Origin of the sequence: Lactobacillus sp. B4015, from assembly GCF_026536055.1 — a bacterium.
GTDB lineage: Bacteria > Bacillota > Bacilli > Lactobacillales > Lactobacillaceae > Lactobacillus > Lactobacillus panisapium.
Genome location: NZ_JAFNOY010000004.1, coordinates 87,317 through 114,306 on the forward strand (window position 1 = coordinate 87,317; position 26,990 = coordinate 114,306).

Genomic DNA, 26,990 nt, shown 5'->3' on the forward strand with positions numbered 1-26,990 from the left:
GAGAGACATTCGTCTCTCTTTTTTACTTGTCAATATGAATTTCAATTAAGTGTTGACTTTTGTCGAAGGTTACCACGTACGAAGGATCTTGCTCTTTGATTAATCGCTTAATTACAAATTCTGCTTCTTCCTTACGTATACGACGATCGTGGTTCTCCAAGGCAATTCCGATCGCATCATTACTTTCGGTATAGATGACAGAAGTATTGCCTAATGAATAAACTTTGACATAATTAACGTTAGTCGAATTCAATTGACTGTGAACTAGATCCTTATAACTATTGGTTACATCTATTAAATGCATGGATTTCACCCGTTTCTTCTAGTAGTTCTTAATTTAGTATAACGCTATTTTAAACAATTTTCTCTATTAAAAAATAATATTTAGATTAATTTATCCCAAACTACTAGCTCAACTTAAAGTAATTAATCTTTGTTTACTGAACTGTGCACAGATTCAGCATTATCCTGTTCACTAATTGTGATTTGTTTATCTGAGACACTGGCTAAAAGGTTTTTAGCAGCTGGGTGATCTAGTTTATAATCAGCGACTTTATCTTCAATTTCTTCTTGAATAATTCTACGTAAAGGACGAGCACCCATAGATGGATTGTAACCCTCTTCAACTAATTTTTCTTTAGCATCGTCGGTAACAGTAATTTGCATTCCTTGATTCTTAACCATACTGTTAACTTCATTTAGCATTAAGTTAACAATCTTGATTAAGTCTTCTTTAGATAATTCATTGAATTCAATGACGTCATCCAGCCTGTTTAAAAACTCCGGTTTGAAGAACTGGCTCATTGAATTTCTAGCAGAGTCGGGATGTTCACTAGAATTTTCAGCAGCAAATCCTACACTGGTTTGTTTAATTCCTTGACCAGCATTAGAAGTCATAATAATGATGGTATCCTTAAAGGAAACCGTCCGTCCTTGTGAATCGGTTAAACGGCCATCATCCAGAATTTGCAAGAATAAGTTCATAACTGAAGGATCAGCTTTTTCAATCTCATCTAATAAAATCAGACTGTACGGATTGCGCCGAACTCGTTCAGTTAGTTGACCTGCTTCTTCATAACCAACATAGCCAGGTGCTGATCCAATTAATTTCGAAACTGAGTATGACTCCATATATTCAGACATATCAAAACGAATCATAGCGTCTTCTGAACCAAACATTTGCTTGGCGAGCTGCTTAGCAAGCTCGGTTTTACCCACACCCGTTGGACCAACAAAGAGAAATGAACCGATAGGACGGCCGGACTTGTTAAAGCCAATCCGGTTTCTGCGAATTGCGCGGGCAACCTTATCAACCGCCTTATCCTGACCAATTACGTGTGCTTTTAGGTTTGAAGCAAGATTTTGCAGTTGGCTTTCTTCCTGTTTTTGTAAGTCGCCAACAGGGATACCTGTTTTTTCTTCGACAATCTTGTTCATGATCTTGCTAGTAATAATTGGTGACTTATCAGGATCAACTTTTTGATCTTTCATCTTATTATATTTTTCGATTTGATCACGATAATAAGCAGCTTTTTCGTAGTCCTCATTTTTCAGGGAATCCTGCTTTAATTGTTGTGCCGCATTTATTCGTTCCTTTATTTTATCTTTATCAACATAGGGAATTGTCAAATTCATGCGAGAACCCGCTTCATCAAGTAAATCGATAGCCTTGTCGGGCAAAAATCTGTCTTGAATATAGCGCTCAGACAATTCAGCGGCGGCCTTGATTGCATCATCGGTGTAGTGAACATGGTGATAGTCTTCGTACCGCTTTTGAATACCTTTTAAAATTTGGATAGTTTCTGCAACTGATGGTTCCTTAACATCAACTGGTTGGAATCGACGAGCTAAAGCGGAATCTTTTTCAATTTCGCGGTATTCTTTTAAGGTTGTTGCACCAACAAGCTGTAAGTCACCGCGAGCTAGTGCAGGCTTAATAATATTTCCAGCATCCATTCCGCCTTCAGCATTACCGGCACCAACAATTTCATGAATTTCATCAATAAATAAGATGATATCATCATGATTTTGCAGTTCTTTGATAAGCTGCTGCATGCGCTGTTCAAATTGACCACGTATCCCGGTGCCCTGAACAAGTGAAACAACATTTAGTGAAATGATTCGTTTATCCTGTAATTTGGCTGGCACTGAACCGTCCACAATTTGTTGGGCTAAGCCCTCTACGACAGCAGTCTTACCAACCCCAGCCTCACCAATTAAGACCGGGTTGTTTTTGGTTCTTCTGTTTAAAATTTCAATGACACGCGCAATCTCTTTATCACGACCAATGACGGGATCAATTTTACCTTTTTTTGCCAATGCGGTTAAATCTGTACCATATTGATCGAGCAATGACCGTCCATTTCCACCATTATTTGGATTACCAGGATTACCTGGGTTCATTCCCGGATTGTTAGGGTTGCCATTCATACCGTTATTGCCGTTACTAAAGTTAAATAAATCGTTAAAATCGCCAAAGAAACCATTATTATCATTATTCATATTAATATTTCCTTGTTGTTGAAGTTCTTGATAGCATTGTTGACATAAATTAATTTCGCGGCTTTGCCCATTGACCTTTGCAAAAAGGTGAATTGAGGCAGGTCGCTTTTGACAGTTTTGACAAAGCATTATGTTATACCGCCTTTCTTTTCAATGATTAAATTATATAATTAGCACTCGCAATAATCAAGTGCTAAAACTCAAAACCTTTTCTGTCTACATGGTAAATATGCTAAAATAAGCCTTAGCAAATTTTTTGCTAAGGATGGAATATGTTTTATAGAAACGGTGGTAAATTTGGATTATCAAGAAATTCTGGAGCAGTTGGCAAATGGTGAATTAGATCATTATGAAGTTAAACCTGAAGAAGCCTTTAATTTTCAAGCTGCTTTAAGATCTTTTGGTAAAAGACAGAATATAACTGGCAAAGCCTTGCGAGGAGGCAAAATAGTTTACACTCAATCAAAGTCTGAACTTTAATGATGTAAACTGTTACATTTATATTGTCTAATTCACAAAAAAATGATAGTCTAATACAGGAATAGGTATTTACTACCGGTTTGATTTTTTCAATTCAAAGGAGATATTTATAATGGAAAAACGCGATTTTCATGTTATTGCAGAAACAGGTATTCATGCTCGTCCAGCAACTTTGTTAGTTCAAGCTGCTTCAAAGTTTGGTTCAGACATTAATCTTGAATACAATGGCAAGTCAGTTAACTTGAAGTCAATCATGGGTGTTATGTCACTTGGTGTTGGTAAGAATGCCGATGTTACAATTAGTGCTGATGGCGATGACGAAAAAGACGCAATTGCTGCTATTTCTGAAACAATGAAAAAAGAGGGTTTGGCTGAATAATGACCAGGACATTAAAAGGAATTGCTGCAAGTGATGGTATTGCTGTAGCACCAGCCTACCTCTTGGTTGAACCGGATCTTACGTATACAAAGACAACAATTAGCGATGTTGACAGCGAATTAGCTCGTTACAAAAAAGCAATTGAAGTTTCAACTGCGGAAGTTGAGCAAATTCGCGACAGTGCCAAAAAAAGTTTAGGAGAAGACGAAGCACAAGTCTTTGAAGCACATTTGATGATTTTGAATGACCCTGAATTTACGGGGGCAATTGAGAATGAAATCAAGGAGCAAAAGGTCAATAGCGAAGCTGCGCTAGATGAAACCGCTCAAAAATTCATTACGATTTTTGAAGGAATGACCGATAACGCATATATGCAACAGCGTGCTGCAGACGTTCGCGATGTTTCTAAACGGATTATGGCTCACCTGCTAGGTAAAGAATTGCCAAATCCTGCATCAATTGATCACGAAGTTATCGTTGTTGCACACGACTTAACTCCAAGTGATACTGCGCAGTTAAACAAAAAGTTTGTTAAAGGTTTTGTAACTGATATTGGTGGTCGGACTGCTCACTCAGCAATTATGGCTCGTTCATTGGAGATTCCTGCAGTTGTCGGGACTGATTCAATTACTAAAGATGTTACTAATGGTCAAAACCTAGTTGTTGATGGGTTGAACGGTGACGCTGTAATTGAACCAACTGATGAACAGGTTGCTGATTACAAAAAGAAAAGTGACGCTTTCTTAAAGCAAAAAGCTGAATGGGAAAAATTAAAGAATGAACCTTCAGTAACTGCTGATGGGAAGAAATTCACGATTGCTGCTAACATTGGTACACCAAATGATATGGCAGGTGTAAACGCCAATGGTGCTGAAGCTGTTGGCTTATATAGAACAGAATTTCTATACATGGATTCTAAAGATTTTCCGACTGAAGAAGATCAATTTGAAGCTTATAAAGAAGTTATTGAGGGAATGCATGGTAAGCAAGTCATTATCAGAACCATGGATATCGGTGGTGACAAGCACCTTGATTACTGGGATTTGCCTGAAGAGATGAACCCATTTTTAGGTGTACGTGCAATTAGATTGTCATTGCAAAATGAGAAGATCTTCCGGACACAGTTACGTGCTTTATTGCGTGCATCAGCATTTGGTAAGCTCGGAATTATGTTCCCAATGATCGGTACTTTAGCTGAATTACGTAAAGCCAAGGCAATTCTAGCTGAAGAAAAAGATAAATTAACTAAGAAGGGTGTAAAGGTTGGCGAAAACCTTGAGGTAGGAATGATGATTGAAGTTCCTGCTGCAGCAGTTTTAGCTGATCAATTTGCTAAGGAAGTTGATTTCTTCTCAATTGGTACTAACGACCTGATTCAATACACAATGGCTGCTGATCGTGGGAATGATAATGTTTCTTACCTGTATCAACCTGCTAATCCCTCAGTATTACGCTTAATTAAGCACACAATTGATGCTGCTCATGAGAACGGCATTTGGTGTGGCATGTGCGGTGAGGCTGCTGGTGATAACACAATGTTCCCAATTTTGCTTTCAATGGGACTTGATGAGTATTCAATGAGTGCTACTTCGATTCTGCGGATCAGAAGCCTAATGAAGAAACTAAACACTGAGGACATTAAGGAATTAGCTAATAAAGCATGCTTTGTTTCAGAAACTGCTGAAGAAAACGAAAAATTAGTTGACGAATTAATGAAAAAAGTAAATAATTAACTATGGAGAATGAAAAGGACGCATTAATAAATATTAATGGGTCTTTTTCATTTTCTTTACCATTTCTTGAGAAAAAATTCACAGTTTATTCACTTTTACAAAGTAGTATTGAAATATAAATAGTGTTAGTTATATTGCTTACAAAAAGAAAGTAATATGATATAATATAGATATTAAGACAGTGTGTTCAAAGGAGCGTGAATCACATGGTAAATTTATACATATCTCCAAGTTGTACTTCATGTCGCAAAGCTAAGGCTTGGCTAAAAAAACATAATATTGATTATAAGGAAAGAAATATTTTTTCTGAGCCTTTAACCAAAGATGAACTTATTCAGATCTTACGAATGACTGAGAACGGTACAGAGGAAATTATTTCTACACGTTCCAGAGCATTTCAACAACTAAAAGTTAATTTAGATGACTTGTCGATTGATCATCTTCTGGATTTGGTGGAGAAAAATCCAAGCCTTCTAAGAAGACCGATTATTATGGATGACCGTCGTCTTCAAGTAGGATACAATGAAGATGAAATAAGACGGTTTTTGCCAAGAAAAGTACGGCGTCTTGAACTGGAAGAAATGCAAAAAATTGCTGACATGTAATAGACTGAGCAGTGCAGAAAAAAAGCGTTGGTTTTTTTAAACTAACGCTTTTATTTTATTCGAAAAATACGCTACAATATAACAAAGGATCTGATGGAGGTGAAGAACTCATGCAAGTAGAACATATTAATGAAAATACTATCCGTGTGAGGATTAATAAAGTCGAGTTAGAAAAGCGCGGTTTAAAGGTTCTAGATTTGCTGGGCGATAAAGACAGGATCCAACAATTCTTTTATTCAATTTTGGATGAAATTGATACTGACCATTCATTTAGTCAAGATGCTCCAGTTACTTTTCAGGTTATGCCGAATAATGGTGGCTTAGATTTACTGATTACTAAGACTACTGAGAAAGATCGTGACAAGCTGTCTAAACTGTTTGAGAATGACTTTGGTGACTTGAAAAAAAGTAAGTTTGGCGATTCACGGCGCTCATTTCTTGACTTAGAGGATGATGGCACGAATGATGTTGGCACAACCGATTCTAACAAGCCGAAAGTTAAAAAAGCTTTTTGGAAGTTACAGAAAAAACAAGCCTACAGCTTTAATGACTTTAATGATGTAACTGAACTTGCAGGTAGCCTTTTAGCCAGTGATCTTTCATCAAGTCTTTATTTTGAACGTGGGCTGTTTTATCTTGATTTAGCATTTACAGATGAAAATTACGTTGAAATTAAGCCAGAAGATGCTTGGATTATTGCTAATGAGTACGGCACAAAGGTAAAAACTGCTGATATGGCCCGGATTAGAACAACGAGTAAATGTTTAATTGAACGTGACGCTCTTGAGCAGTTACGCCATTATTTTGGTCACTTGAAGCACTAATAATTTATTTGAATAAAAAATAAAAAGGCAAGTGGATCTTGCCTTTTTTTGCGTACTTAATAAAGGGTACTTAATAAAGGGTGAAAATTATGTATGCAGCTTTTTGGAAAAATGAATTAGTTACAGCATTTGATCAAGCAGAAAAAGCAAAAGATGAGCTAGTTAAAAATAAGCAGAGACATTATTTTTGTCCTAGTTGTAGACAAGAAGTGCAGTTAGTCATAAACTCTAAAACTGCATATTTTCGACATCGACCAGAAGTTATTAATTTAGCTGGTGAAAAAGATGAGCATGCTCGAAGTAAGAACCTATTAAAAAATGCTCTAGTAGAGGCAAGTTTTACTGCTCAAACAGAGGTAACTTTAGCTTCCGGAAAACTAAGGGCGGACGTTTTAGCAAGTCCTAAATTGGCCTTTGAAGTTCAATGTGCACCTCTAACAAAATCTGAATTTATTCACCGCCATCTTTTATATAGAAAAAATGGAATTGAAGATATTTGGTTAGTGGGTAAACGGCATTATTTAGCGCTGAAAATAAAAAAGTCACAATTCATTTTCTTTCGTGAAAATAAGTTGTGGCGTAATTATTATTTTGAAATTAATCCGTACCAAAAATTTTTGCGATTAAAATTTAATGTCCAACGTGAACCATTAACTGACCGAATACAATATCAGGTAAAGTATTTTGCCTTGAATGGAGCTGGATTAAGTAAACTGTGGCAGTTTCAACCTCATTTTAAAAATTTCTATGTTAATCCTCACGTACAAAAAAGCTATTTACAGACACAAATAATGAAAAAGACCACAAAGGGTATGCAAATCGCTGCTCAACTTTACCAAAATCACTTGACAATTAATGATCTGCCAGATTGGGTTTATGAACGGTTCAGACAAGTAAAGTCACCCGACAACATCACATTATTCTTACATCAAACGTAAATGCCGTGAAGGGTAATAACCGTTTTCTTCTTTTGGTTCTTCAGAAATTTGAGTACAATTATTATTTTTAAATAGCGTAATTAATTTATCGTGGGCAACTATTCCTTCCAGCAAAATTCCATTATAATTACCACTTTCATTAAAGATAATTGTCGTTGGAATATTCTTAACCTTAAATTGACGAACAAGATCTTTATCTTGCTGAATGGAGTCATCAACGTATCTACTTATTTTAGAATTATTAATGCGGTTAAAATCTAACCCTAAATCTAAAGCTACTTGTTCTGGTAGATCTTGAGAATAAACGTTGAAATCGCTATTGACTGCTTTTTGTAGGCTAACTAGATAGCAGCGTGCCTTTTTATTGCCATATTCACATTTAATTGCATGATAATTCCGTAATGCTTGATAGGAAGCCATTGTATATTCCGGAATATCGTTTATAATTTGTCCTTTTAATTTACGCCGAATTATATCTTCCTTAATTACTTTAGAATTTGTGACGGGAATAAAACGAAAGCAAGAATTTAAGTCAAGTTCATCAATTGCTTCTTTAATCAATACTTCTGTTTCATAACAATAAAAACCAATGGGATTGACAAAAAGAAAAATTTCAAACATGACCAGGCTCCTCCATAACTTGATTAATTGAATTAGTATATATAATAAATTTAACAAATATCTATCCTATAAAAAATACTCTCCATTACATTTTACCACGATGCTTGAAAGCGCGTGCAATTTTTGCTTGGTTTGTATTAGAAAAGTTTTGCACGATATGATACTTATCTTTTAATTTTGCTAAAACCGTTTTAATTAGCTCAGGATCAGGATTTTCAATTTCTAATTCATAATCCTGATAACCGTCAGGGTATTGGCTTTTGTCAAAAGTTAACTCACAATCTTGCGGACCAACTGCCAAAATTCGTTTGGTCTTACTGTATGTTTGCAGATGCAATTGACTAGTAGCAGCGAAATGACTTTGTAAAAAATGACCAACATTTCCGGTGAAAGAAATTTCTTGCCTTTGAGCACTTTGCTTTATAAGATTTTGGGCTTGTTCAAGTGCCAGCGAATCATTAATCTCTGTTGCCTCATGAAATTTTTGTTGGACTGGGTTTTGGTGCGGAACTTTAAGTGTTTGTTCCGCACTGTTATCAAAGAGCCGGATCCGGCAGCTGATATTATTATCCTTTAGTAAGCCATTGTTTGTGTCAAAGTAATAATTTTCCTGTGTAAAGCAGGTTTTGATATTAAAATCATCACATAGTTGTTGGTAAACTTGCTCAGGCAAAATTATTTTAGCTTCGATTTCATTATTTTTTGACATCCGACTATCCTTTTCTTTTAATAAATATTGATCAAGGCTTGATTTTACGTTAAAACGAAGTTCAGCTTTAACAAAAGTAGGCCCTCATCAAAAAGGTGCATTTTTCATGTATCTATTATCAGATTTGAAAAAGTACGAACGTGTAAACATCGTTTAGCTCAGTTTGCATTGTTAAAAACACGTAGTTTGTTTACTCTTAATTATAATGTATCAATGTTTATCATTTTGTACCTTTTTTACTTTAATAGTCAAAAAATTGGTTTGAAAAATAATAAAAAGGGAAGATTAGGACTAATCTTTTAACACAGATTAATAAATTTATCATAATTTTAGATTATCGTTTATGTCGCGTTGCTTTAGTAGCAAAAAAAGCAAAAAGTACTGCAATCAAGGCTTTTTGGTAAAAGCAAATGCTTAACTTTTGCATAATTAGCTTGTCTGAATGAAATTGCTATCATTTGTTTTATGTTAAAATGAATGTGCTGTAGAGAAAGGAATTATTTCTATGAATATTGACTGGGATAATTTTTTGTGGCCTTATAACGAGGCTGTTCGTGAATTAAAAGTAAAGTTTCGGTCCTTGCGTCAAAGTTTTTTGACCAAGGGTGAACACTCGCCAATTGAATTTGTGGTTGGACGAGTAAAAACAGTAGATTCAATCAAAGAAAAAATGGAACGTCGTGTAATCAGTCCCGATGTAATTGAGACTGATATGCAGGACATTGCTGGCATTAGAATTGTTTGTCAATTTGTTGATGATATCTATAAAGTAGTGGATTTAATCCATGATCGTGATGACATGGAGGTCTTAGAAGAGCGTGATTATGTTAAAAATGCTAAACCTTCAGGCTACCGCTCTTATCACATGGTTATTTCTTACACCGTTTATTTACCCGAAGGATCAAAAAAATTATTAGCAGAAATCCAAATTAGAACTTTAGCAATGAACTTTTGGGCAACCGTTGAACACACCCTAAATTATAAATACCAGGGTTCTTACCCAGAAGACATTTCTAAAAGATTAAAGTCAACTGCAGAAACGGCTTATAAACTTGACGAAGAAATGTCTTTGATTAAAGATGAGGTTCAGGAAGCCCAAAAGATTTTTACCAAAAATAAAGGTAAGGAAAAATAATGAGGATTACAATTGCTCATAATAATAATGCAGAGACGCTTAAGGTTGTGGCCCATTTAAAAAATGCCCTCGAAGTAAAGGAGGGCGTTGTTTTTGATGCTAAATATCCTGATGTTGTAATAACAGTCGGGGGTGATGGTACTTTAATCAACGCTTTCCATCGTTATGAAAATCAAATCAGTTCAATTCGGTTTATTGGTATTCATACTGGTCATCTAGGCTTTTATACTGATTGGCAAGCTCAAGACGTTGATAAAATGGTCGATGCCCTTTTTTTGCGTGAACCGGAATCTGCCAAATATCCGCTTCTTGAGGTTGAATTAGTCACGGAGTCTAATGAGAAAAAACATTATATAGCTCTTAATGAATCTGCGGTTAAGCGTATTTCACATACATTAGAAGCTAATGTTTATATTGATGGGCAGCTGTTTGAAAATTTTCGTGGGGATGGACTTTGCATTTCCACACCAACTGGTTCCACGGCTTATAATAAATCGCTTGGTGGGGCGGTAATTCATCCTCGGCTCAAGGCTCTGCAGATGGCGGAAATCGCTTCAATCAATAATCGTGTTTTTCGAACGCTTTCCTCACCAATCGTAATTGCCCCCGACCAGTGGATTACAATTATTCCTAATTCGGCCCATTTTGTAATGACAGTTGACGGAAGCAAGTTGGACCTACATAATGCTAAGAAGATTAATTATCGTATCTCCAACAAAGAAATTCGCTTTGACCGCTTTGGTCATACTCATTTCTGGTCACGTGTTCAAAGTGCCTTTATAGGTGGTAAAGATGACTTTATTTAAATTGATTGTACAAACAAAGGCCCCCAAGCAATTAGGGGCTTTTTTAATGAAAAACGGTTTTTCAAAAAAAGCGGTAACCGATGCTAAAAACAATGGTGGTTTAATTTTAGTTAATCACAAACGGCGCTATACCAATTTTGTACTTCATCCACAAGATGAAGTCATTTTTGTTCCCGGCAAAGAAAAGATCAATCCGTGGCTGCAGCCATCCTATCAGCCCATTGATATTGTCCAAGAAACTAACGACTATTTAGCTATTAATAAGCCGGCTGGCGTGCTTTCAATTCCTTCGCGTTATGATGATAATGCATTAGTAAACCGTGTCCTAGGTTACTTTGACCAGCAAAAAATCCTAGGAAGTAAGCCTCATGTGATTACCCGATTAGATCGCGATACATCGGGAATTGTTTTAATGGGTAAGAATGCCATTGCCCATGCGCGTTTTAGCAAGCTCAGTAAAGATGATTTTGTAAAAAAATATCACGCACTTGTTCATGGTAATTTTAAAGCCGATGAAATGTGTGGCATTATTAAGCAACCAATCGGCAGTAATAAAGAAACAGTCAAGCGCTTTATCGATCCTAACGGCAAAAAAGCCGTCACGGCCTACCAGGTTCTTAAGCAAGCTCCTGGAATAAGTTTGGTTGAGTTGCGGCTATATACCGGCCGAACACATCAGATTCGGCTTCACATGCAGTCTTTGGGTCATCCTTTATTTGGCGATCAGCTGTATGGCATTAAAGATGAGTTTAATCGGCAGGCACTCAATTGCTTTTACGTGTCTTTTCCTGATCCCTTTAGGGCAAATAAGCGTGTACAAATTAGAGTTCCTGATCCGCGAGATATGAAGCAATTATGGCAAAAAAGCAAAAAGCATAATAATTAGGGCATAATAAAAAGAGTTGCACCAGCAACTCTTTTTTAGTAGCCTGATTTAGTTATTCACTGAATAAAACCCTCGTCCCTTCAGGTACGTAGATATCTTTTTGAATTGGGGTTAAACACCCATCTTTGGCATTGCGCTTATATAAAGTTGCATTGTCGGAGTTTTGGTTAGTAGCAACAACAAACTGTTCACTTTCATCCCAGTTAAAGTCTCGCGGAAATTCGCCAAAAGTCGATACCCGTTGACGCAATTGGAGTGTATGATCATCGTTAACTGCAAAAACAGTAATTGAATCATGACCACGATTAGAAACATAGATAAATTTACCATCGTGGCTAATTTTAATTGCGGCAGCACCATTGTGATCGGTAAAGTCGTTAGGAATAGTTGAATAAGTGGCAATACTTGTAAATGTCCAATCACTCTCAGAAAATTTAACAACATTAACTTTACTCGAAAGCTCACCGACAACATAAAAGTAATTTCCATCAGGGCTGAAAACGATGTGTCTGGTTCCGAAACCGGGCTCATTTTGGTACTTGGCTAAGTGCTCCAGGTGATTGTCTTTGAGACGGTAAAAGTCGACGCAATCATTACCAAGATCACAGCTAACTATGTTTTTCTTTGGCGTTTGGTCAAAAAAGTGGGGGTGTGGTCCATCTGCTTGTTCTGGCTTTGGTCCGAGATTGTCGGCAGTGTGGGTAACTGAATCGATTAAGCTCAGTTTGCCTTCATCAGTATATGAAAAAACAGCTAATACAGCAGTATGATAATTGGCTGTATAAAGCAATTTATCTTTGCGATTAATACCTATATAAGCTGGTGATGATCCTGGTGTTAAGTACGCATCCTTTTCTTGATATGCGCCATTAACTAATTGAAAAGCGCTAATGCCGCCTTTATCCCCCGCATTATTAATTGTAAAAATTAAATCGCCATCCTGAACAAAATATGTTGGTCCGCCAACCTTGATAACTTCTCTGGCATCTCCAAGCTCAACTTCCAATCCTTTTTTAGAGTTATAAAGTGGCAATTCATAAATGCCAGTAGCTTTCTTTTTAGTATAGCCACCAATTAATAGCTTCATTTATTAAGCCTCCATCTCAAATTTTGGTTATTATTAACTAATAAGATTAGTATAGCATGACATTTATTTGTAAAAAATTTGAATGGTTCGTTCACCTCAAAAAGTGGTAAAGTATGGTATCGGATTTAACGATAAAAAAATTTAAAAAAATAAGAGGTACGCTGAATGGATGAAAATAAAATTCGAAAGCTTTATGCTAAGAATAATGTTTCTGAAGTTTTTACTAATTTGCAGTCCTCATCAGAAGGGTTAAGTTCTGAAGAGGCAGCTCGTCGTTTGCAAAAATATGGTTCTAATGAGATTAAAAAATCACAAGAAGAATCAGAATGGAAAGCATTTTTTAAGAATTTTATCAGTACGATGGCTATTCTGCTTTGGATTTCCGGTGCGATAGCAATGTTAAGCGGAACAGTCGAATTAGGAATCGCAATTTGGCTAGTTAATATTATCAACGGATTATTTAGTTTTTGGCAGGAGCGGGCGGCTAAAAGGGCCACCGATGCTTTAAATAATATGTTACCAACCTACGTGCAAGTTATCCGTAATGGTAAAAAAGTTCAAATTGATTCTAAGACACTGGTTCCCGGTGACGTCTTTGTTTTACAGGCAGGTAATTCAATTCCGGCAGATGCCCGCCTGATTTCTGCTAGTTCAATGCAGGTTGATCAAAGTGCCTTAAATGGTGAATCAGTGCCGGAATCGAAAACAACGGAATATGCCCCTGGTGAGGGTAGTTACGCTGAAACTAATCTGGTTTATTCGGGTACGACTGTTGGAGCAGGTACTGCACGTGCGGTTGCTTTTGCTACAGGAATGAATACTGAATTTGGTAAAATTGCGCAGTTGACCCAGAAGCAAAATAAAGTCGATAGTCCGTTAACGCAGGAACTCAACCGTTTGACTAAGCAATTATCGATTATTGCTGTTTCAATTGGAGTAGTCTTTTTATTAGCAGCAATTTTCTTTGTTAAATATCCTTTTGCAAAAGCTTTTATCTTTGCGTTAGGGATGATTGTAGCCTTTATTCCAGAGGGACTTTTACCAACAGTTACCTTAAGTTTGGCCCAAGGGGTTAAGCGGATGGCGAAAAAGCATGCGCTGGTTAAGGAACTTAATTCAGTCGAAACTTTGGGTGAAACAACTGTTATCTGTTCTGATAAAACTGGGACATTAACCCAAAATCAAATGACTATTCACTACATTTGGACGCCTAAAAATGAATATGAAGTTACCGGTAACGGTTATGAAAATAATGGACAAATTGAGTTAAACAAAAAGCAGTTATGGTATGAAGAAAATCCTGATTTGCATAAATTAGTTCAAATTGCTTCTCTTGATAATGATACTGCTGTTCAGCCAAGTAAAACTAAGGGTGGAAAGCCCAAAATTTTGGGAACGCCGACTGAAGCTTCTTTGATTATCATGGCTGAAAAGGCTGGTTTTGATCGACAAAAGGTATTAGTTAAATACCCACGTTTACGAGAACTGCCTTTTGATTCAGATAGAAAGCGCATGTCAACGATTCATCGTTGGAATGATACCCAAAACATTATCTTTACTAAGGGTTCTTTTAGTGATGTCATCAAGCAATGCGATCAGATTCAAGTTGATGGTCAAGTTCGGGCCATGACTAAAGAAGATCAGGATTTAGCCAAACAGCGTAATGCTGGATATGCAGCCAAGGGATTGCGGAGCATGGCAATGGCCTACCGCATCGTTGATCAAACAACTGATGTGAATAAATTAACAATTGAAACAGCCGAAAATCATTTGGTATTTGTTGGCTTGACAACAATGAGTGATCCACCTCGACCAGAAATATATAATGCTGTTAAACGTTGTCACGAAGCCGGGATTAAAATCATTATGGTCACTGGTGACTCAAAACTAACTGCCAAAACAGTTGCAGTGCAAATTGGTCTTACTTCTAATGCGGCCCGGGTTATTTCGGGTGACGAGTTAAATAAAATGAGTGAAGACGAGCTTCGTGAAGCTTTGAAAGGTGAAGTGATCTTTGCTCGAGTAGCGCCTGAACAAAAGTATAAGGTTGTTAAAACGCTACAAAAAAATGGTGAAATCGTTGCCTCTACGGGTGATGGAGTCAATGATGCACCGGCTTTAAAGCAAGCCGACATTGGTATTGCCATGGGAATGACTGGGACTGATGTTGCAAAAGATGCAGCTAATATCATTTTGACAGATGATAATTTTGCTTCAATTGTAGCCGCAATTGAGGAAGGACGTGCCGTTTACAGTAATATCAGGAAATTTTTGACATATATTTTAACGTCAAATGTTCCAGAAGCTTTTCCATCGATCCTCTTCTTGTTATCTGGTGGACTAATTCCGCTACCAATGACAGTTATGCAGATTTTAACTGTTGACTTAGGAACAGATATGTTGCCTGCTTTAGGATTAGGTGGCGAGCCAGTTGATCCTGACGTAATGAAACAGCCACCAAGAAAGAGAGACGAGCATTTGCTAAATCGAAGCGTAATCGTTAAGGCCTTTTTATGGTATGGTTTAATTTCAAGTATCATTTCAATTAGTGCCTACTTCTTTGTCAATATGCAAAATGGTTGGCCACAAGTTCCTTTAGCTGGTAGCGGCTCAGTCTACATGCGCGCCACCACGATGGTATTAGGGGCAATTATCTTCTCACAGATTGCTAACGTTTTAAATTGCCGGACGAATAAAGTTTCTATCTTTAAGAAGGGTCTGTTTACTAACCGCAGTATCTGGTATGGAATTATTTTTGAAATCCTCTTATTCCTAGTTCTAACGGTTACTCCAGGCTTGCAACAGCTATTTAATACCACAAGATTATTACCAGTTGACTGGCTATTCTTATTCTGTTTGCCAATACCGCTAGTTTTAATCGATGAAATTAAAAAATGGGCTCTCTACCACCGAAAATAATTGGAAATAAAGAAAAACCGCTTATATATTAGTTAAGCGGTTTTTGTTATGCTAAAATTAAATCTTAAGGAGCGTAACAAAATGAAGTGGATATCAACAATTACAAAAGTAGGTCAACAAGCCATTGAGCCTGAAGGCAATATGGTGATTTTATTTGGTGAAAACGTTACTAAAGATTTAGTTGACGTTTCGATTATTCAAAAATTTGATACTAAAACTCCTGTTAGTGGTTTTATTTTTAAAAAAGGCGATACAATTACAATCGATGGGCAAACTTATGTTGCTGATTATGTGGGAGCAATGGTTGAAAGTGACATGAAGGCCTTAGGCCATATAACGTTATTTTTCAATCAAACAAAGCCTAAAAATCCATTAGCAAATGCTGTTTACCTCTCGTTTAGTGCAAAACAGACTATGCCAGCATTTAATGTTAGCGATGACATTATTTATGAACATATTTAATTAGGATGATTTAATGAATTCTCAAGGAAAGCATAAAAAGCAAACTGTTTTTCAAAAATGGTTTTTAAATAATCGTTTTAGTATCGTTTTAGTCAATATTTTATTATTCTTCCTAATTATTTGGGTGTTTAATAAAATTTCATTTGTACTGAATCCAGCTAAAGTATTTGTTAGTGCTATTTTACCACCATTAATTTTGGCACTGATTCAGTATTACATTATGAATCCTCTGGTTGATTTACTGGAGCGAAAATTTAAGGTTCCTCGTGTGGCTACAATTATTGGATTATTCTTGTTAGTTGCTGTTCTGCTTATTTGGACCGTGAATACGTTATTGCCAATAGTACAGGCACAAATTGATTCATTAATTCGTCACTGGCCGCATATTTGGAATGATGCAACAATTGCAGTGCAAAACATGCTAAGCGACCCGCATCTGCACAGTGTGAAAAATAATATTAATGATGCAATTACACGTGGCCAGGACATGATTTTTAAATCTGGACAAAATACGATTGATGCGACACTAGATAACATCTCGTCTGCTATTAGCATCGTCACGGTAATCTTTATGACGCTGTTAACCGCACCGTTTATTTTGTTCTTTATGTTAAAAGATGGCCATAATTTACGGCCATATCTGATGCAATTTGCTCCTAAGAGATGGCAAGATGGTTTTGGCCAGCTGCTTTATGACATCAATTTTGCTTTGTCATCTTATATCCGTGGTCAATTAACTGTTGCCTTTTGGGTAGGAATTATGTTCGGTATAGGTTATAGTATTATCGGACTACCGTATGGGATAGCTCTGGCCGTTTTAAGTGCTTTTTTGAACTTAATACCTTATTTTGGGACTTTTATTGCGTTTATTCCTGCAATTGTAATAGGAATTATGATTTCTGTTCCGATGGTCATTAAGGTTTTAGTGGTCTTTTTCGTCGAGCAAACAATTGAGTCCAGATTAATTAGTCCGTTAGTCATGGGCAATAAAATGGAAATGCATCCCGTAACAACAATTCTTTTATTGATTGGTTCCAGTTCAGTTTGGGGACTGTGGGGTGTAATTTTTGGTATTCCAATTTATGCTATTTTGAAGATAATTACCATTCGCGTGTATAATTACTATCGCAAGGTTTCGAAAGTCTTCGAGGAGGATGAGACCACTTCCTTAACTGAGAAGGATAGTAATAAAAATAATGAAGTGACAAAGAAGTAAAAAAAGTGTGGTCACAAAGCCACACTTTTTCAATTAAGGAGAAAAAATTGACTAATCACGTTGTTTTATATGAGCCTTTGATGCCAGCCAACACGGGCAATATTGCTCGTACTTGTGCAGGCACCAATACTGTTCTTGATTTAATTGAACCATTGGGTTTTCAAATTGATAATAAAAAAATGAAACGTGCTGGACTTGATTATTGGGATAAAGTTGATGTACGTTTACACGATGACTTGAATGCTTTTTTAGCTAGTTTGGGTCCAAATGATGAAATGTATTTGATTTCTAAGTTCTCTGCTAAAAACTACGCTGAAGTAGATTACACAGACTCAAATAAAGATTATTACTTTGTTTTTGGCAAGGAAACTACCGGATTGCCCGAAACCTTTATGCGCGAATATTATGATCGCAACCTGCGAATTCCTATGTCGGATAATATTCGGTGTTATAATTTAGCAAATTCAGTTGCAATTGTTTTACTTGAAGCATTAAGACAGCAAGGATTTCCACAACTTGAGACAAGTCATCACTATGAAAATGACAAGTTAAAGGATAATTACAATCGCCCTGAAAGATATGAGCGTAACCTAAAAGGAGAATAACAATGGAATTTAATAAAGAAACACCTGTTTTGGTAAAGAACTTTCACTATGATTTAAACGAAGAAGCTGAGACTAAGGATGAAGTTAACTTCGGCCTGAAAAAAGTTGAAAAGCAAAATGAGGATGGCACGACTGATGCCGGTGAAGACGGTAACTATTTTGATATTACGGTTGTGTTTGATGTTGCTCCAGCGCCTGGCGATTTTTCGGTTAGTGGCATGATTAGTCAAATAGTTCAGATTAAGGATTATTTTGGCGATGGCAGTGACCTTTCCAAAGCTGACTATAAAATCTTAAGTCGTCCGTTAGTTGAATATATTGAGACTTTGACTTATGAAGTTACGCAAATTACGCTGGATGAACCGGTTAATTTGAACTTCCAAGCCAATTTTTAATTCTTAATTAGGTGCCGTTATGCCTAAGAAGAAAAAAACAACAAAAGCGCGAAAAAAGACGCAAAATGCGGGCATTACCTGGGCGGTAGTCGGTCTTGTTGAAATAATTATCGTTTTCTTAGCGGTAGCTAAATTTGGTATTTTAGGTAAACAGATAGCCAACATTTTCCGCTTATTTTTTGGTGATTCTTATTTGCTGACTGCCGGATTATGTGCAATTTTTGGCTTAGTGATGTTAATTTATAATAAGCCGATGCACTTCAAGTTTAAACGCAGCTGTGGCTTATTTTTAGCTATTTTGGGCATTTTATTGATTCAAAGCAGTATTTACTTCGAACGTGAACTAGTGAATAACGCTTTTATGAATGTTTTTTGGCATGAAATGTCAGCCGAATTCGGTCGTGCTGCAATTACCAAGTCCGTGGGCGGCGGGGGAATTGGAGCAATGTGTTATCAGCTTTTTTACCCATTGCTCGGCCATATTGGTTTGCGCGTTTTTGCCGTTTTATTTATCCCAATTGGCATTTTGATGTTTTTTGACGTGAAGTTTGTTGATGTAATTAATAAATTTCAAAAGTTTAGCCAGCTTTTTATCAGCAAAAATAAGGAAGCGGGAACTAAACTAAAAGATAAATATAGTTCGCTTCGAGAAAAGCAAGCCGAAAAAAAGCAGGAACAGTTGGCAAAGGATTTTCACGATCCGCTTTCTTCTGAATCACCTGTGTTTCCAAATGTTGATGACTTTACCGACAAAAATGATACTGAAACGCAGGCAGATAATCAGGAACCGGATGAAGATATTTCCCAAATTGATTTTGCACTTGATGAAGTCGCACAGCCTGAACCAGAAGAATCCAAAGAACAAATTCAAATTTCAAGCCATGATGAAAGAAACTCATTTGCTAATAAGACAAATTTTGAACCAGATGATAAGGATTTACCCAAATCCCATTCATTTGACGACGAAGATGAAAAAATGAAACAGGAACTCGGTAGCGTCGATCATGGTGACCTTGAGCAGAGCGCTACTTCAAGGCCTAAGGCGGAGTATAAGAAGCCACCAATAACTTTGCTTGATCCGGTTAAAAACACTGATCAAAGTGCTGATAAAGCTTCAATTAGAAAAAATACGCAAAAATTACAAGCTACTTTTAAAAGCTTCGGTGTGAACGTTATTATTAAACGGGCAATTTTAGGGCCAACAATTACGCGTTACGAAGTTCAACCTGCTGTGGGCGTGAAAGTTAGCAGAATCGTCAATTTAGCGGATGATTTAGCGTTAGCTCTTGCTGCCAAGGACATCAGAATTGAAGCGCCAATTCCAGGTAAACCATTTATTGGAATTGAAGTTCCAAATAGGGCAACTTCAGTGGTGGCATTTAAGGATGTTATGCAAAATCAGGATGCTAAAGCAAAAGCTGACCCGATGGAAGTTCCCCTTGGTAAGGACGTAAGTGGGCAAATCATTTCGGCTAATTTGGCCAAAATGCCCCACCTCCTAATTGCCGGCTCGACGGGTTCTGGTAAGTCAGTTGCCATTAACACCATTTTGACAAGTATCTTAATGAAAGCCACGCCAGATCAAGTTAAACTGATTTTAATTGATCCGAAGATGGTTGAACTGTCAGTTTATAATGGTGTTCCTCATTTGCTTATTCCCGTTGTTACCGACCCTAAGCTAGCTGCTAATGCCTTAAGCAAGGCTGTTAAAGAAATGGAACGACGCTATAAGCTCTTTGCTGCTAGTGGAGCCCGTAATATGGGTGAATTTAACGAAAAAGTCCGTATTAATAATCAGGATAAGACTAAACCCGTAATGAAACCATTACCTTACATACTGGTCGTAGTCGATGAGCTGAGTGATCTGATGATGGTTGGCGGTCACGATGTCGAGGGTGCAATTGTGCGGCTGGGCCAAATGGCGCGTGCGGCTGGTATTCACATGATTTTGGCTACTCAACGGCCTAGTGTTGATGTTATCACCGGTTTAATCAAGGCGAATGTACCTTCAAGAATCTCCTTTGCGGTTTCAAGTGGTATAGATTCAAGAACTATTTTGGATCAAACTGGAGCAGAGAAACTTTTGGGAAGAGGAGACATGCTCTTTATGCCCGTTGGGGCATCAAAGCCTGAACGTATTCAAGGTGCCTATATTGCCTCTCATGAAGTGGAAAAAGTTATCTCTTGGGTAAGCAACCAGCAAAAACCTGAATATGATGAAGGAATGATTCCGCAAAAAAATGAGGAAACTGCTGAAAATAATTCCGATGAGCCAGAGGATGAGTTTTACGAGCAAGCAGTTGACCTGGTAAGACGGCAACAGACGGCTAGTGTTTCGATGTTGCAGCGCCGCTTCCGCATTGGCTATAATCGTGCAGCGAGAATTGTTGATGAAATGGAAGCAAAGGGAGTAGTTGGCCCTTCAGAAGGATCCAAGCCACGGCAGGTGTTATTACCTCCGTTAAAGGAGGATGACAAAGGCTAAATTTTTAAGAAAGTTTAGCATGTCTAATTTTTGTTCAGTTTTCCGAAAAAATAATGGTAAAATTAAACCGAATATGGACACAAAGTTGAAAATGTAGCGTTGTTTTAGCAATTATTATATAATTGCAGTACTGTTTTTGCTTGCTGGTTCATAAATAAGTAGTAAAAGGGAATGTTGTGATGCGACGAGCGATTGTATTTGGTGCAACCGGCGGAATCGGTCAGGCGATTTGTACTGAACTAGCACAATCTGGCTGGTCTTTATATCTTCATTGTCACACTAAGTGGCAAGAGGCTTGTCAATTGAGCCAAAAGCTAATGCAGCAATATCCAGAGCAGGATTTTATTCCAATTAGACTAAGTTTTTTAGCTGAAAATAGCGACTTATCAAAGTTCGTTCAAGACTTGTTACCGCTTAATGCCGCTGTATTTGCTCAGGGTATTACGGATTATCATTTTGTAAATGGGCAAGAGATGAGTCATGTTGACGATATGATTAAGGTCAACTTAACAACACCGATTAAACTAGCTGGACTTCTAGAGCCGCTTTTAACTAAAAATGATTTTAGTCGGATTGTTTTTCTGGGTTCAGTCTACGGCAAACAGGCTAGTGCGCTTGAAGCTGTTTATAGTGCAACTAAAGCCGGACTTACGGCTTTTAGCCAAGGATATGCACGAGAGGTGGCTTCAGCTAATTTAACGGTCAATGTTGTTGCCCCCGGTGCGGTTGATACGGCAATGAATGCCATGATTTCGGCGGAAGACATGAACAAAGTAAAAGAAGAAATTCCTGCTGGGCGCCTCGCTAGGGGAAGCGATGTTTCCTACTGGGTCAACGTTTTGCTTGACAAACGTTCTAGTTATTTAACAGGTCAGACAATTTATGTAAGTGGTGGATGGCTTATATAATGGTAAAAGTAATTAGTAGTATATGTTATACTCAAAGTGTAAATTAGAAATTAAAAGAGGTAACTATGGCAGATATCGGAGACAAATTACGCAGTGCCAGAGAGGCAAAGGGACTTTCAATTGAAGATATTGAAAAAGCAACCAAAATTCAAGGTAGATATCTGACGGCAATTGAACAGGATGAATTTGACAAACTCCCTGGTGATTTTTATGTGCGTGCTTTTATTAGACAATATGCACAAGTTGTTGGTTTAGATGGCAAACAACTGCTTAGTGAATATCATAATGAAATTCCGCAAGCGGAACCTGAGGAATACGTTGAGGATTCAATTGATAATAAGAGTGAGGAAGTCCGCAAAACAACTAGTAGCAAAAAGAAACTTTGGAAAGAATATCTTCCCCGAATTATCGTTGGGGTAGGTATTATTGTCGTTATTTTGGTTTGTTACGTTGTTTATGCGCATTTTTCAGCTGGTAATAATCAGAGCAATAATAATTCTGCTAATGACGTATCGGTTTCTTCCGATAATACAAACAAGCCGAAAAAGCAGAAGAAAATTAAGAAGAGCTCTGTCAAAATCAAGGAATTGGCCACGGCGCAATACCGTGTTACTGGCTTAAAGAAGAACCGTAATTTGGTTGTTCGTGCTGGTGAGCAGGCTACTAACGTTTCTATTTCAATCAATGGTATCCACCAATTTTCACAGGTTTTGAACCCTAATCAAAAGCATACTTTGTATTTACCAACTACTGCTCAAACAGTAACGGTTACTTTTGGTAATGGTTCTGGAACATCCATTTCTTTTGGTGGCAAAAAAGTACCATATGATACGCAAACAACTGGCAATACTTTAACCTTCTATATTGGTAAGCAACACCGTGTAAACCAATCTAATACGACTAATAATAGTAATTCGACTACTAATAATTCAACTACTGGTCATTCGGGTACAACTACCAACCAGCAACAGAACCAACATCAAAATAGTGGAACTACAAGCAACCAGCATACTGGTCAGACTAATAGTCAAACTGGTGGCCAAGGTGGTCAAACTGGCCAACAGACTGGACAAGCAAATAATAATGAACAGAGCGGTGAAACTAATCACTCTGATAGCTCTTCAAGTAATGGTACTGATGGGAGATAATGAGCTATTCAATTAGGAGGAAAAGTAAAGAATGAATTTACCCAATAAATTAACGGTTTTTAGAATTATTTTAATTCCGGTATTTATGTTAATTATAATTTTTGGTGGTGATGCCAGTACGCAAGTTGCTGGAACAACTGTCTACTGGAAATTAGTTATTGCTGCGATTGTTTTTGCGGTTGCTTCGGCTACCGACTGGTTTGATGGTCACATTGCCCGTTCACGCAATTTGGTAACTAACTTTGGTAAATTTGCCGACCCGTTAGCAGATAAGATGTTAACGATGACAGCATTTATTATGTTGATTTCCTTGAAATTGGCACCGGCTTGGGTTGTTGCCATTATTGTCTGCCGTGAACTAGCAGTAACCGGATTACGGTTAATCTTAGCTGAAAACAAGGGCCAAGTGATGGCAGCAGAAATGCCAGGAAAGATTAAGACCACTTGTCAAATGTTGTCAATCATCTTTTTATTGATTGGTGACTTCTACCATATTGGTACGATTTTACTTTACCTTGCGCTAATCTTTACCATCTACTCAGGATGGGATTACTTCCACAGTTCATGGGATGTATTTAAAGGGTCAATGTAAGTTTATGAGAATTAACTAAAAAACACCAACTTTGTTGGTGTTTTTTGTTTGCTCTGATATCGCCATTTAACGTTCTCATTTGCCAAGCTCAGTTTAACTTGTTAGGATTAAATTAGAAATAAAATTGAAAAAGGGGGAATTTTATGGTAAAGGAAATACCAATGGTTGAATTTAAAAATGTGACTAAGATTTATCCGAAGTCAAAACAACCAGCAGTTGAAAATATTAATTTCAAAATAGATAAGGGTGAATTTTGCTGTTTAATTGGTACCTCTGGCTCAGGAAAAACCACGTTAATGAGAATGATTAACCGGATGAATAGTATAACTAAGGGCGAGGTTTTAGTTAACGGTAAAAACGTGACAGAATTTAACCCGGTAAGTTTACGCCGGCGAATAGGTTATGTCATTCAAAATAATGGCTTAATGCCACACATGACAATTAGGGAAAATATTGTTTTAGTACCTAAATTATTAAAATGGCCTAAAGAAAAATTAGCTGAGGAAGCTAAACGATTAATCAAGATGGCAGAATTACCGGAATCATTTTTGGATCGCTATCCGGTTGAATTGTCAGGTGGACAGCAACAACGAATTGGTGTTGTTCGGGCATTGGCTGCAAATCAAAATTTAATTTTAATGGATGAACCTTTTGGTGCACTTGATCCGATTACTCGTGAAAGTTTGCAAACACTGGTACAAAATTTACAAGTGCAATTGGGCAAAACGATTGTTTTTGTAACGCATGACATGGACGAAGCTCTCAAATTGGCTACTAAAATTGTCGTTTTGCATGATGGGCAACTTATTCAGGTAGGAACACCTGAAGAAATTTTGCACCATCCGGCAAATGACTTTGTTAAGAGCTTAATTGGTGAAGAGCGTCTGTCAGAAGCAAAATATGAAACGGTCAAAGTTAAGAATGTGATGACAGCTCCTGTCAAAATTAATTTAGGTGCATCGCTTACTGATGCGTTGACCATGATGAAAGAGCACCGCGTTGATACCTTACTGGTAGTTGATGATGATAATCACTTAAAAGGCTATATTTCAATTACTGACTTGCAGCGTAAGTATCCTGAAGTAAGTACTGTAAGTGATATTATGTTGCCAGTTACTGCCACTGTGGAATCGGATGAATATTTGCGGGATAACTTTAGCCGCATTTTAAGTCGCAATGGGCAATATATTCCAGTGGTTGATTCTGCTAATAAACTAGTTGGAATCGTTACTCGCTCTAGTTTGGTAAACGTTGTTTATGAAAAAATTTGGGGCGACAAGAGTACGTTAAAGACGCAGACTGAAAAGAAGGCGAATTAAAATGTCAGCTTTTATGGCTCAGCACGGTTCCGAATTGTTAGTTAAAACCTGGCAGCAAATTTATATTTCTGCAATTTCGCTTGCACTGGGAATAATTGTCGCAGTTCCTTTAAGCGTCATTTTAATGAAATTTCCGCGAACAGCAAAAGTTGTAATTGCGCTTGCCAGCATGTTGCAAACAATTCCGGCACTAGCATTATTGGCAATGATGATTCCCTTCTTTGGCGTGGGCCGAGTGCCTGCAATTGTGGCTTTATTTCTTTATAGTTTAATGCCAATTTTACGTAATACTTATGTGGGCCTGATGGATGTCAATGCGGATACGGTCGATTCAGCTCGTGGGCTTGGCATGACAGAAATGCAATTGATTTTAAAAGTAGATATTCCATTGGCAATGCCAGTGATTATGGCTGGAATCCGTTTATCAGCCATTTATGTGATTGCTTGGGCAACCTTGGCTTCATACATTGGTGCAGGAGGCCTAGGTGATTTTATCTTCAATGGCCTTAGCTTGTATCAGCCCGACCTAATTTTTGGTGGTACTATTCCGGTAATTATCCTAGCTCTGTTAACAGATTATTTACTAGGTAAATTGGAAAAAAAGATCACGCCAAAAGGCATATAGGGAGGCTAACATAATGAAAAATTGCTTTAAAAAATTAACATTATTGATTACTGCTTTTTTGGTTATGCTGGCTACCAGTGGTTGCGGTTTACCAGGATTATCTGACAGTCAAGGAAGTAACGAAAATATTAGAATAACTGCGTTAACAACGACTGAATCGCAAATTGTTGCTAATATTGTGGCGCAACTTATTGAACACGAAACGCCATATAAAACTTCGATCGTAAATAATTTAGGTTCGGCACCTATGCAGCACCAAGCGCTTTACCGCCATGATGCCGATATTCAGGCAGCTGCCTATGATGGTGGTGAACTGACTGCCAATTTGTTATTGCCGGCAATCAAAGATTCAAAAAAGGCTAATAATACGGTTCGACGCGAAGTAAAGAAACGGTGGGACCAAACGTATCTTCATACTTATGGCTTTGCCAATAATTATGCATTCATGGTTAGGGCAAAAGATCAGAAGAAATACCACCTGTACAATATTTCAGATCTAAAAAAGGTGCAAAATAAGTTTTCCTTCGGGGTTGCATCTGAATGGGTTAATGCTCCAGGAGTCGGCTATCCTGCTTTTCAGACAGCTTATGGTATTACTTTTGCCAAAGCCCATCCGATGAACATCGGGTTAGTTTATTCAGCTTTAAAAAACGGTAAAATGGACGTTATTTTAGGTTATTCAACCGATGGCCGAATCGATAGTTATAAGCTGCACTTGTTAAAAGATGATAAACACTTCTTTCCACCGTATAATTGCGGCATGTTGATTAATAACTATGTTTTGCGCGAGCACCCGGAATTAAAACCACTTTTAGAGCGGTTAGTAGGTAACATTAGTGTTCATGATATTCGTAAAATGAATTATGACGTTGATGATAAGCTGCTTGAACCGTCCACGGTGGCTCACCAATTCTTAGTAAAGCATGATTACTTTAGAAAGGAGAAATAATGGCTAGATTATCTTTATGGCAGCAATTTATTTATTATTATCAACATAATGGTTTTTATGTGCTTGAACAGTTTAATCGAACTTTCCTAATTTCGATTTATGGCGTGTTATTTGCGGCCATTATTGGAATTCCGTTAGGTATTTTTATTTCACGTAATGCTCATTTAGGTGATTTTGTCGTTGAAATTGCTAACTTTATTCAAACTATTCCTTCGCTGGCATTACTGTCAATTGTGATGATTGGCTTGGGATTAGGCGTAATGACGGTCATTTTTACGGTTACGCTATATTCTTTGTTGCCGATTATTAAAAATACATACACTGGGATGCGCAGCGTTGACAAAAATGTAATTGATTCTGGTAAGGGCATGGGTATGACTAAATGGCAGGTATTGCGCATGGTTAGATTGCCTTTGTCAATGTCAGTTATTATTGCTGGTCTAAAAAATGCGTTAGTTATTGCCATCGGAATTACTTCGATTGGCTCCTTTGTTGGTGCAGGGGGTTTAGGTGATATCATAATTCGTGGTACCAATGCTACTAATGGTAGTGCAATTATTTTAGCTGGTGCGTTGCCAACCGCACTAATGGCAATATTGGCAGATGTCATTTTAAATTTCTTACAAAAATGGTTACAACCAAAAGGATTAAAAAAATAAATC

The 26,990-nt window shown here is 37.3% G+C and carries 27 protein-coding genes; 22 read left to right on the plus strand and 5 right to left on the minus strand.

From position 1 onward, the window contains the following. Window positions 1–22: 22 nt before the first annotated feature. Window positions 23–304, minus strand: a complete 282-nt coding sequence (locus J3U71_RS05120; RefSeq protein ID WP_103752074.1) for a DUF1827 family protein — start codon at window positions 302–304, stop codon at window positions 23–25. A 122-nt stretch (window positions 305–426) separates the two neighbouring features. Further along, complete coding sequence (locus J3U71_RS05125) at window positions 427–2,631, minus strand: ATP-dependent Clp protease ATP-binding subunit (RefSeq protein WP_267392889.1); 2,205 nt, start codon at window positions 2,629–2,631, stop codon at window positions 427–429. Window positions 2,632–2,799: 168 nt separating this feature from the next. On the opposite strand from J3U71_RS05125, the gene J3U71_RS05130 reads away from it, so the two are divergent. The 6 genes from J3U71_RS05130 (at window position 2,800) to J3U71_RS05155 (ending at window position 7,461) form a co-directional block, all read left to right on the plus strand. Continuing rightward, window positions 2,800–2,982, plus strand: coding sequence for a hypothetical protein (locus J3U71_RS05130; RefSeq protein WP_220269352.1), 183 nt, complete (start codon window positions 2,800–2,802; stop codon window positions 2,980–2,982). Window positions 2,983–3,094: 112 nt separating this feature from the next. Continuing rightward, window positions 3,095–3,361, plus strand: a complete 267-nt coding sequence (locus J3U71_RS05135) for a phosphocarrier protein HPr (RefSeq protein ID WP_220220941.1) — start codon at window positions 3,095–3,097, stop codon at window positions 3,359–3,361. Then, on the plus strand, window positions 3,361–5,094 hold the full coding sequence (ptsP, locus tag J3U71_RS05140) for a phosphoenolpyruvate--protein phosphotransferase (RefSeq protein ID WP_267392886.1): 1,734 nt from the start codon (window positions 3,361–3,363) through the stop codon (window positions 5,092–5,094). Before J3U71_RS05135 ends, ptsP begins: the two co-directional genes overlap by 1 nt. A 206-nt stretch (window positions 5,095–5,300) precedes the next feature. Further along, window positions 5,301–5,699 carry a transcriptional regulator SpxA gene (spxA, locus tag J3U71_RS05145; protein WP_220269354.1) on the plus strand — a complete coding sequence of 133 codons (399 nt, stop codon included), beginning with the start codon at window positions 5,301–5,303 and terminating at the stop codon, window positions 5,697–5,699. Between the two features lie 110 nt (window positions 5,700–5,809). After that, complete coding sequence (locus tag J3U71_RS05150) at window positions 5,810–6,523, plus strand: adaptor protein MecA (protein ID WP_267392882.1); 714 nt, start codon at window positions 5,810–5,812, stop codon at window positions 6,521–6,523. 89 nt (window positions 6,524–6,612) lie between these two features. Further along, window positions 6,613–7,461 carry a competence protein CoiA gene (locus tag J3U71_RS05155; protein WP_267392880.1) on the plus strand — a complete coding sequence of 283 codons (849 nt, stop codon included), beginning with the start codon at window positions 6,613–6,615 and terminating at the stop codon, window positions 7,459–7,461. On the opposite strand, the gene J3U71_RS05160 is transcribed toward J3U71_RS05155, so the two are convergent. Next, window positions 7,447–8,082 (minus strand): DsbA family protein, encoded by a 636-nt coding sequence (locus J3U71_RS05160; protein ID WP_220269357.1) that lies wholly within the window; start codon window positions 8,080–8,082, stop codon window positions 7,447–7,449. The two genes, J3U71_RS05155 and J3U71_RS05160, sit on opposite strands and share 15 nt — an antisense overlap. Before the next feature lie 85 nt (window positions 8,083–8,167). Then, window positions 8,168–8,791, minus strand: coding sequence for a CYTH domain-containing protein (locus tag J3U71_RS05165; protein WP_267392876.1), 624 nt, complete (start codon window positions 8,789–8,791; stop codon window positions 8,168–8,170). Between the two features lie 505 nt (window positions 8,792–9,296). Here J3U71_RS05165 and J3U71_RS05170 point away from each other — a divergent pair. Genes J3U71_RS05170 through J3U71_RS05180 form a run of 3 tightly spaced genes read left to right on the plus strand, consistent with a single transcriptional unit; the run spans window position 9,297 to window position 11,618 of the window. After that, window positions 9,297–9,926: a GTP pyrophosphokinase gene (locus J3U71_RS05170; RefSeq protein WP_103752084.1), complete on the plus strand. Its 630-nt coding sequence runs from the start codon at window positions 9,297–9,299 to the stop codon at window positions 9,924–9,926. Then, window positions 9,926–10,732, plus strand: coding sequence for an NAD kinase (locus tag J3U71_RS05175; protein ID WP_220269359.1), 807 nt, complete (start codon window positions 9,926–9,928; stop codon window positions 10,730–10,732). Before J3U71_RS05170 ends, J3U71_RS05175 begins: the two co-directional genes overlap by 1 nt. After that, window positions 10,719–11,618, plus strand: coding sequence for an RluA family pseudouridine synthase (locus J3U71_RS05180; RefSeq protein ID WP_267392872.1), 900 nt, complete (start codon window positions 10,719–10,721; stop codon window positions 11,616–11,618). Before J3U71_RS05175 ends, J3U71_RS05180 begins: the two co-directional genes overlap by 14 nt. Before the next feature lie 52 nt (window positions 11,619–11,670). Here J3U71_RS05180 and J3U71_RS05185 read toward each other — a convergent pair whose 3' ends face one another. Next, window positions 11,671–12,705: a lactonase family protein gene (locus J3U71_RS05185; protein ID WP_267392870.1), complete on the minus strand. Its 1,035-nt coding sequence runs from the start codon at window positions 12,703–12,705 to the stop codon at window positions 11,671–11,673. A 165-nt stretch (window positions 12,706–12,870) separates the two neighbouring features. On the opposite strand from J3U71_RS05185, the gene J3U71_RS05190 reads away from it, so the two are divergent. The 13 genes from J3U71_RS05190 (at window position 12,871) to J3U71_RS05250 (ending at window position 26,987) form a co-directional block, all read left to right on the plus strand. After that, complete coding sequence (locus J3U71_RS05190; protein ID WP_267392868.1) at window positions 12,871–15,624, plus strand: cation-translocating P-type ATPase; 2,754 nt, start codon at window positions 12,871–12,873, stop codon at window positions 15,622–15,624. Window positions 15,625–15,705: 81 nt separating this feature from the next. Then, window positions 15,706–16,086 (plus strand): PTS glucitol/sorbitol transporter subunit IIA, encoded by a 381-nt coding sequence (locus J3U71_RS05195; RefSeq protein ID WP_267392866.1) that lies wholly within the window; start codon window positions 15,706–15,708, stop codon window positions 16,084–16,086. A 13-nt stretch (window positions 16,087–16,099) separates the two neighbouring features. Then, complete coding sequence (locus J3U71_RS05200) at window positions 16,100–17,302, plus strand: AI-2E family transporter (RefSeq protein ID WP_220232912.1); 1,203 nt, start codon at window positions 16,100–16,102, stop codon at window positions 17,300–17,302. A 47-nt stretch (window positions 17,303–17,349) separates the two neighbouring features. Beyond that, window positions 17,350–17,907, plus strand: a complete 558-nt coding sequence (locus J3U71_RS05205; protein WP_220220954.1) for a tRNA (cytidine(34)-2'-O)-methyltransferase — start codon at window positions 17,350–17,352, stop codon at window positions 17,905–17,907. 2 nt (window positions 17,908–17,909) lie between these two features. Next, the gene (locus J3U71_RS05210) at window positions 17,910–18,302 is read left to right on the plus strand and encodes a DUF1149 family protein (RefSeq protein WP_103752092.1); all 393 of its coding nucleotides are present in this window, start codon (window positions 17,910–17,912) and stop codon (window positions 18,300–18,302) included. A gap of 19 nt (window positions 18,303–18,321) precedes the next feature. Further along, window positions 18,322–20,787 (plus strand): FtsK/SpoIIIE family DNA translocase, encoded by a 2,466-nt coding sequence (locus tag J3U71_RS05215; RefSeq protein WP_267392864.1) that lies wholly within the window; start codon window positions 18,322–18,324, stop codon window positions 20,785–20,787. Between the two features lie 179 nt (window positions 20,788–20,966). After that, window positions 20,967–21,695: an elongation factor P 5-aminopentanone reductase gene (gene ymfI, locus J3U71_RS05220; RefSeq protein WP_220269366.1), complete on the plus strand. Its 729-nt coding sequence runs from the start codon at window positions 20,967–20,969 to the stop codon at window positions 21,693–21,695. A 65-nt stretch (window positions 21,696–21,760) separates the two neighbouring features. Beyond that, window positions 21,761–22,843 carry a helix-turn-helix domain-containing protein gene (locus tag J3U71_RS05225; protein ID WP_267392862.1) on the plus strand — a complete coding sequence of 361 codons (1,083 nt, stop codon included), beginning with the start codon at window positions 21,761–21,763 and terminating at the stop codon, window positions 22,841–22,843. A 31-nt stretch (window positions 22,844–22,874) separates the two neighbouring features. Beyond that, on the plus strand, window positions 22,875–23,435 hold the full coding sequence (gene pgsA, locus J3U71_RS05230; protein ID WP_103752096.1) for a CDP-diacylglycerol--glycerol-3-phosphate 3-phosphatidyltransferase: 561 nt from the start codon (window positions 22,875–22,877) through the stop codon (window positions 23,433–23,435). Window positions 23,436–23,578: 143 nt separating this feature from the next. Further along, window positions 23,579–24,754 carry an ABC transporter ATP-binding protein gene (locus J3U71_RS05235; RefSeq protein WP_103752097.1) on the plus strand — a complete coding sequence of 392 codons (1,176 nt, stop codon included), beginning with the start codon at window positions 23,579–23,581 and terminating at the stop codon, window positions 24,752–24,754. 1 nt (window position 24,755) lies between these two features. After that, window positions 24,756–25,379 carry an ABC transporter permease gene (locus J3U71_RS05240; RefSeq protein WP_103752098.1) on the plus strand — a complete coding sequence of 208 codons (624 nt, stop codon included), beginning with the start codon at window positions 24,756–24,758 and terminating at the stop codon, window positions 25,377–25,379. A 13-nt stretch (window positions 25,380–25,392) separates the two neighbouring features. Beyond that, window positions 25,393–26,328 carry an osmoprotectant ABC transporter substrate-binding protein gene (locus J3U71_RS05245; protein WP_103752099.1) on the plus strand — a complete coding sequence of 312 codons (936 nt, stop codon included), beginning with the start codon at window positions 25,393–25,395 and terminating at the stop codon, window positions 26,326–26,328. Continuing rightward, on the plus strand, window positions 26,328–26,987 hold the full coding sequence (locus J3U71_RS05250; protein ID WP_220269368.1) for an ABC transporter permease: 660 nt from the start codon (window positions 26,328–26,330) through the stop codon (window positions 26,985–26,987). Before J3U71_RS05245 ends, J3U71_RS05250 begins: the two co-directional genes overlap by 1 nt. Window positions 26,988–26,990 lie beyond the last annotated feature (3 nt).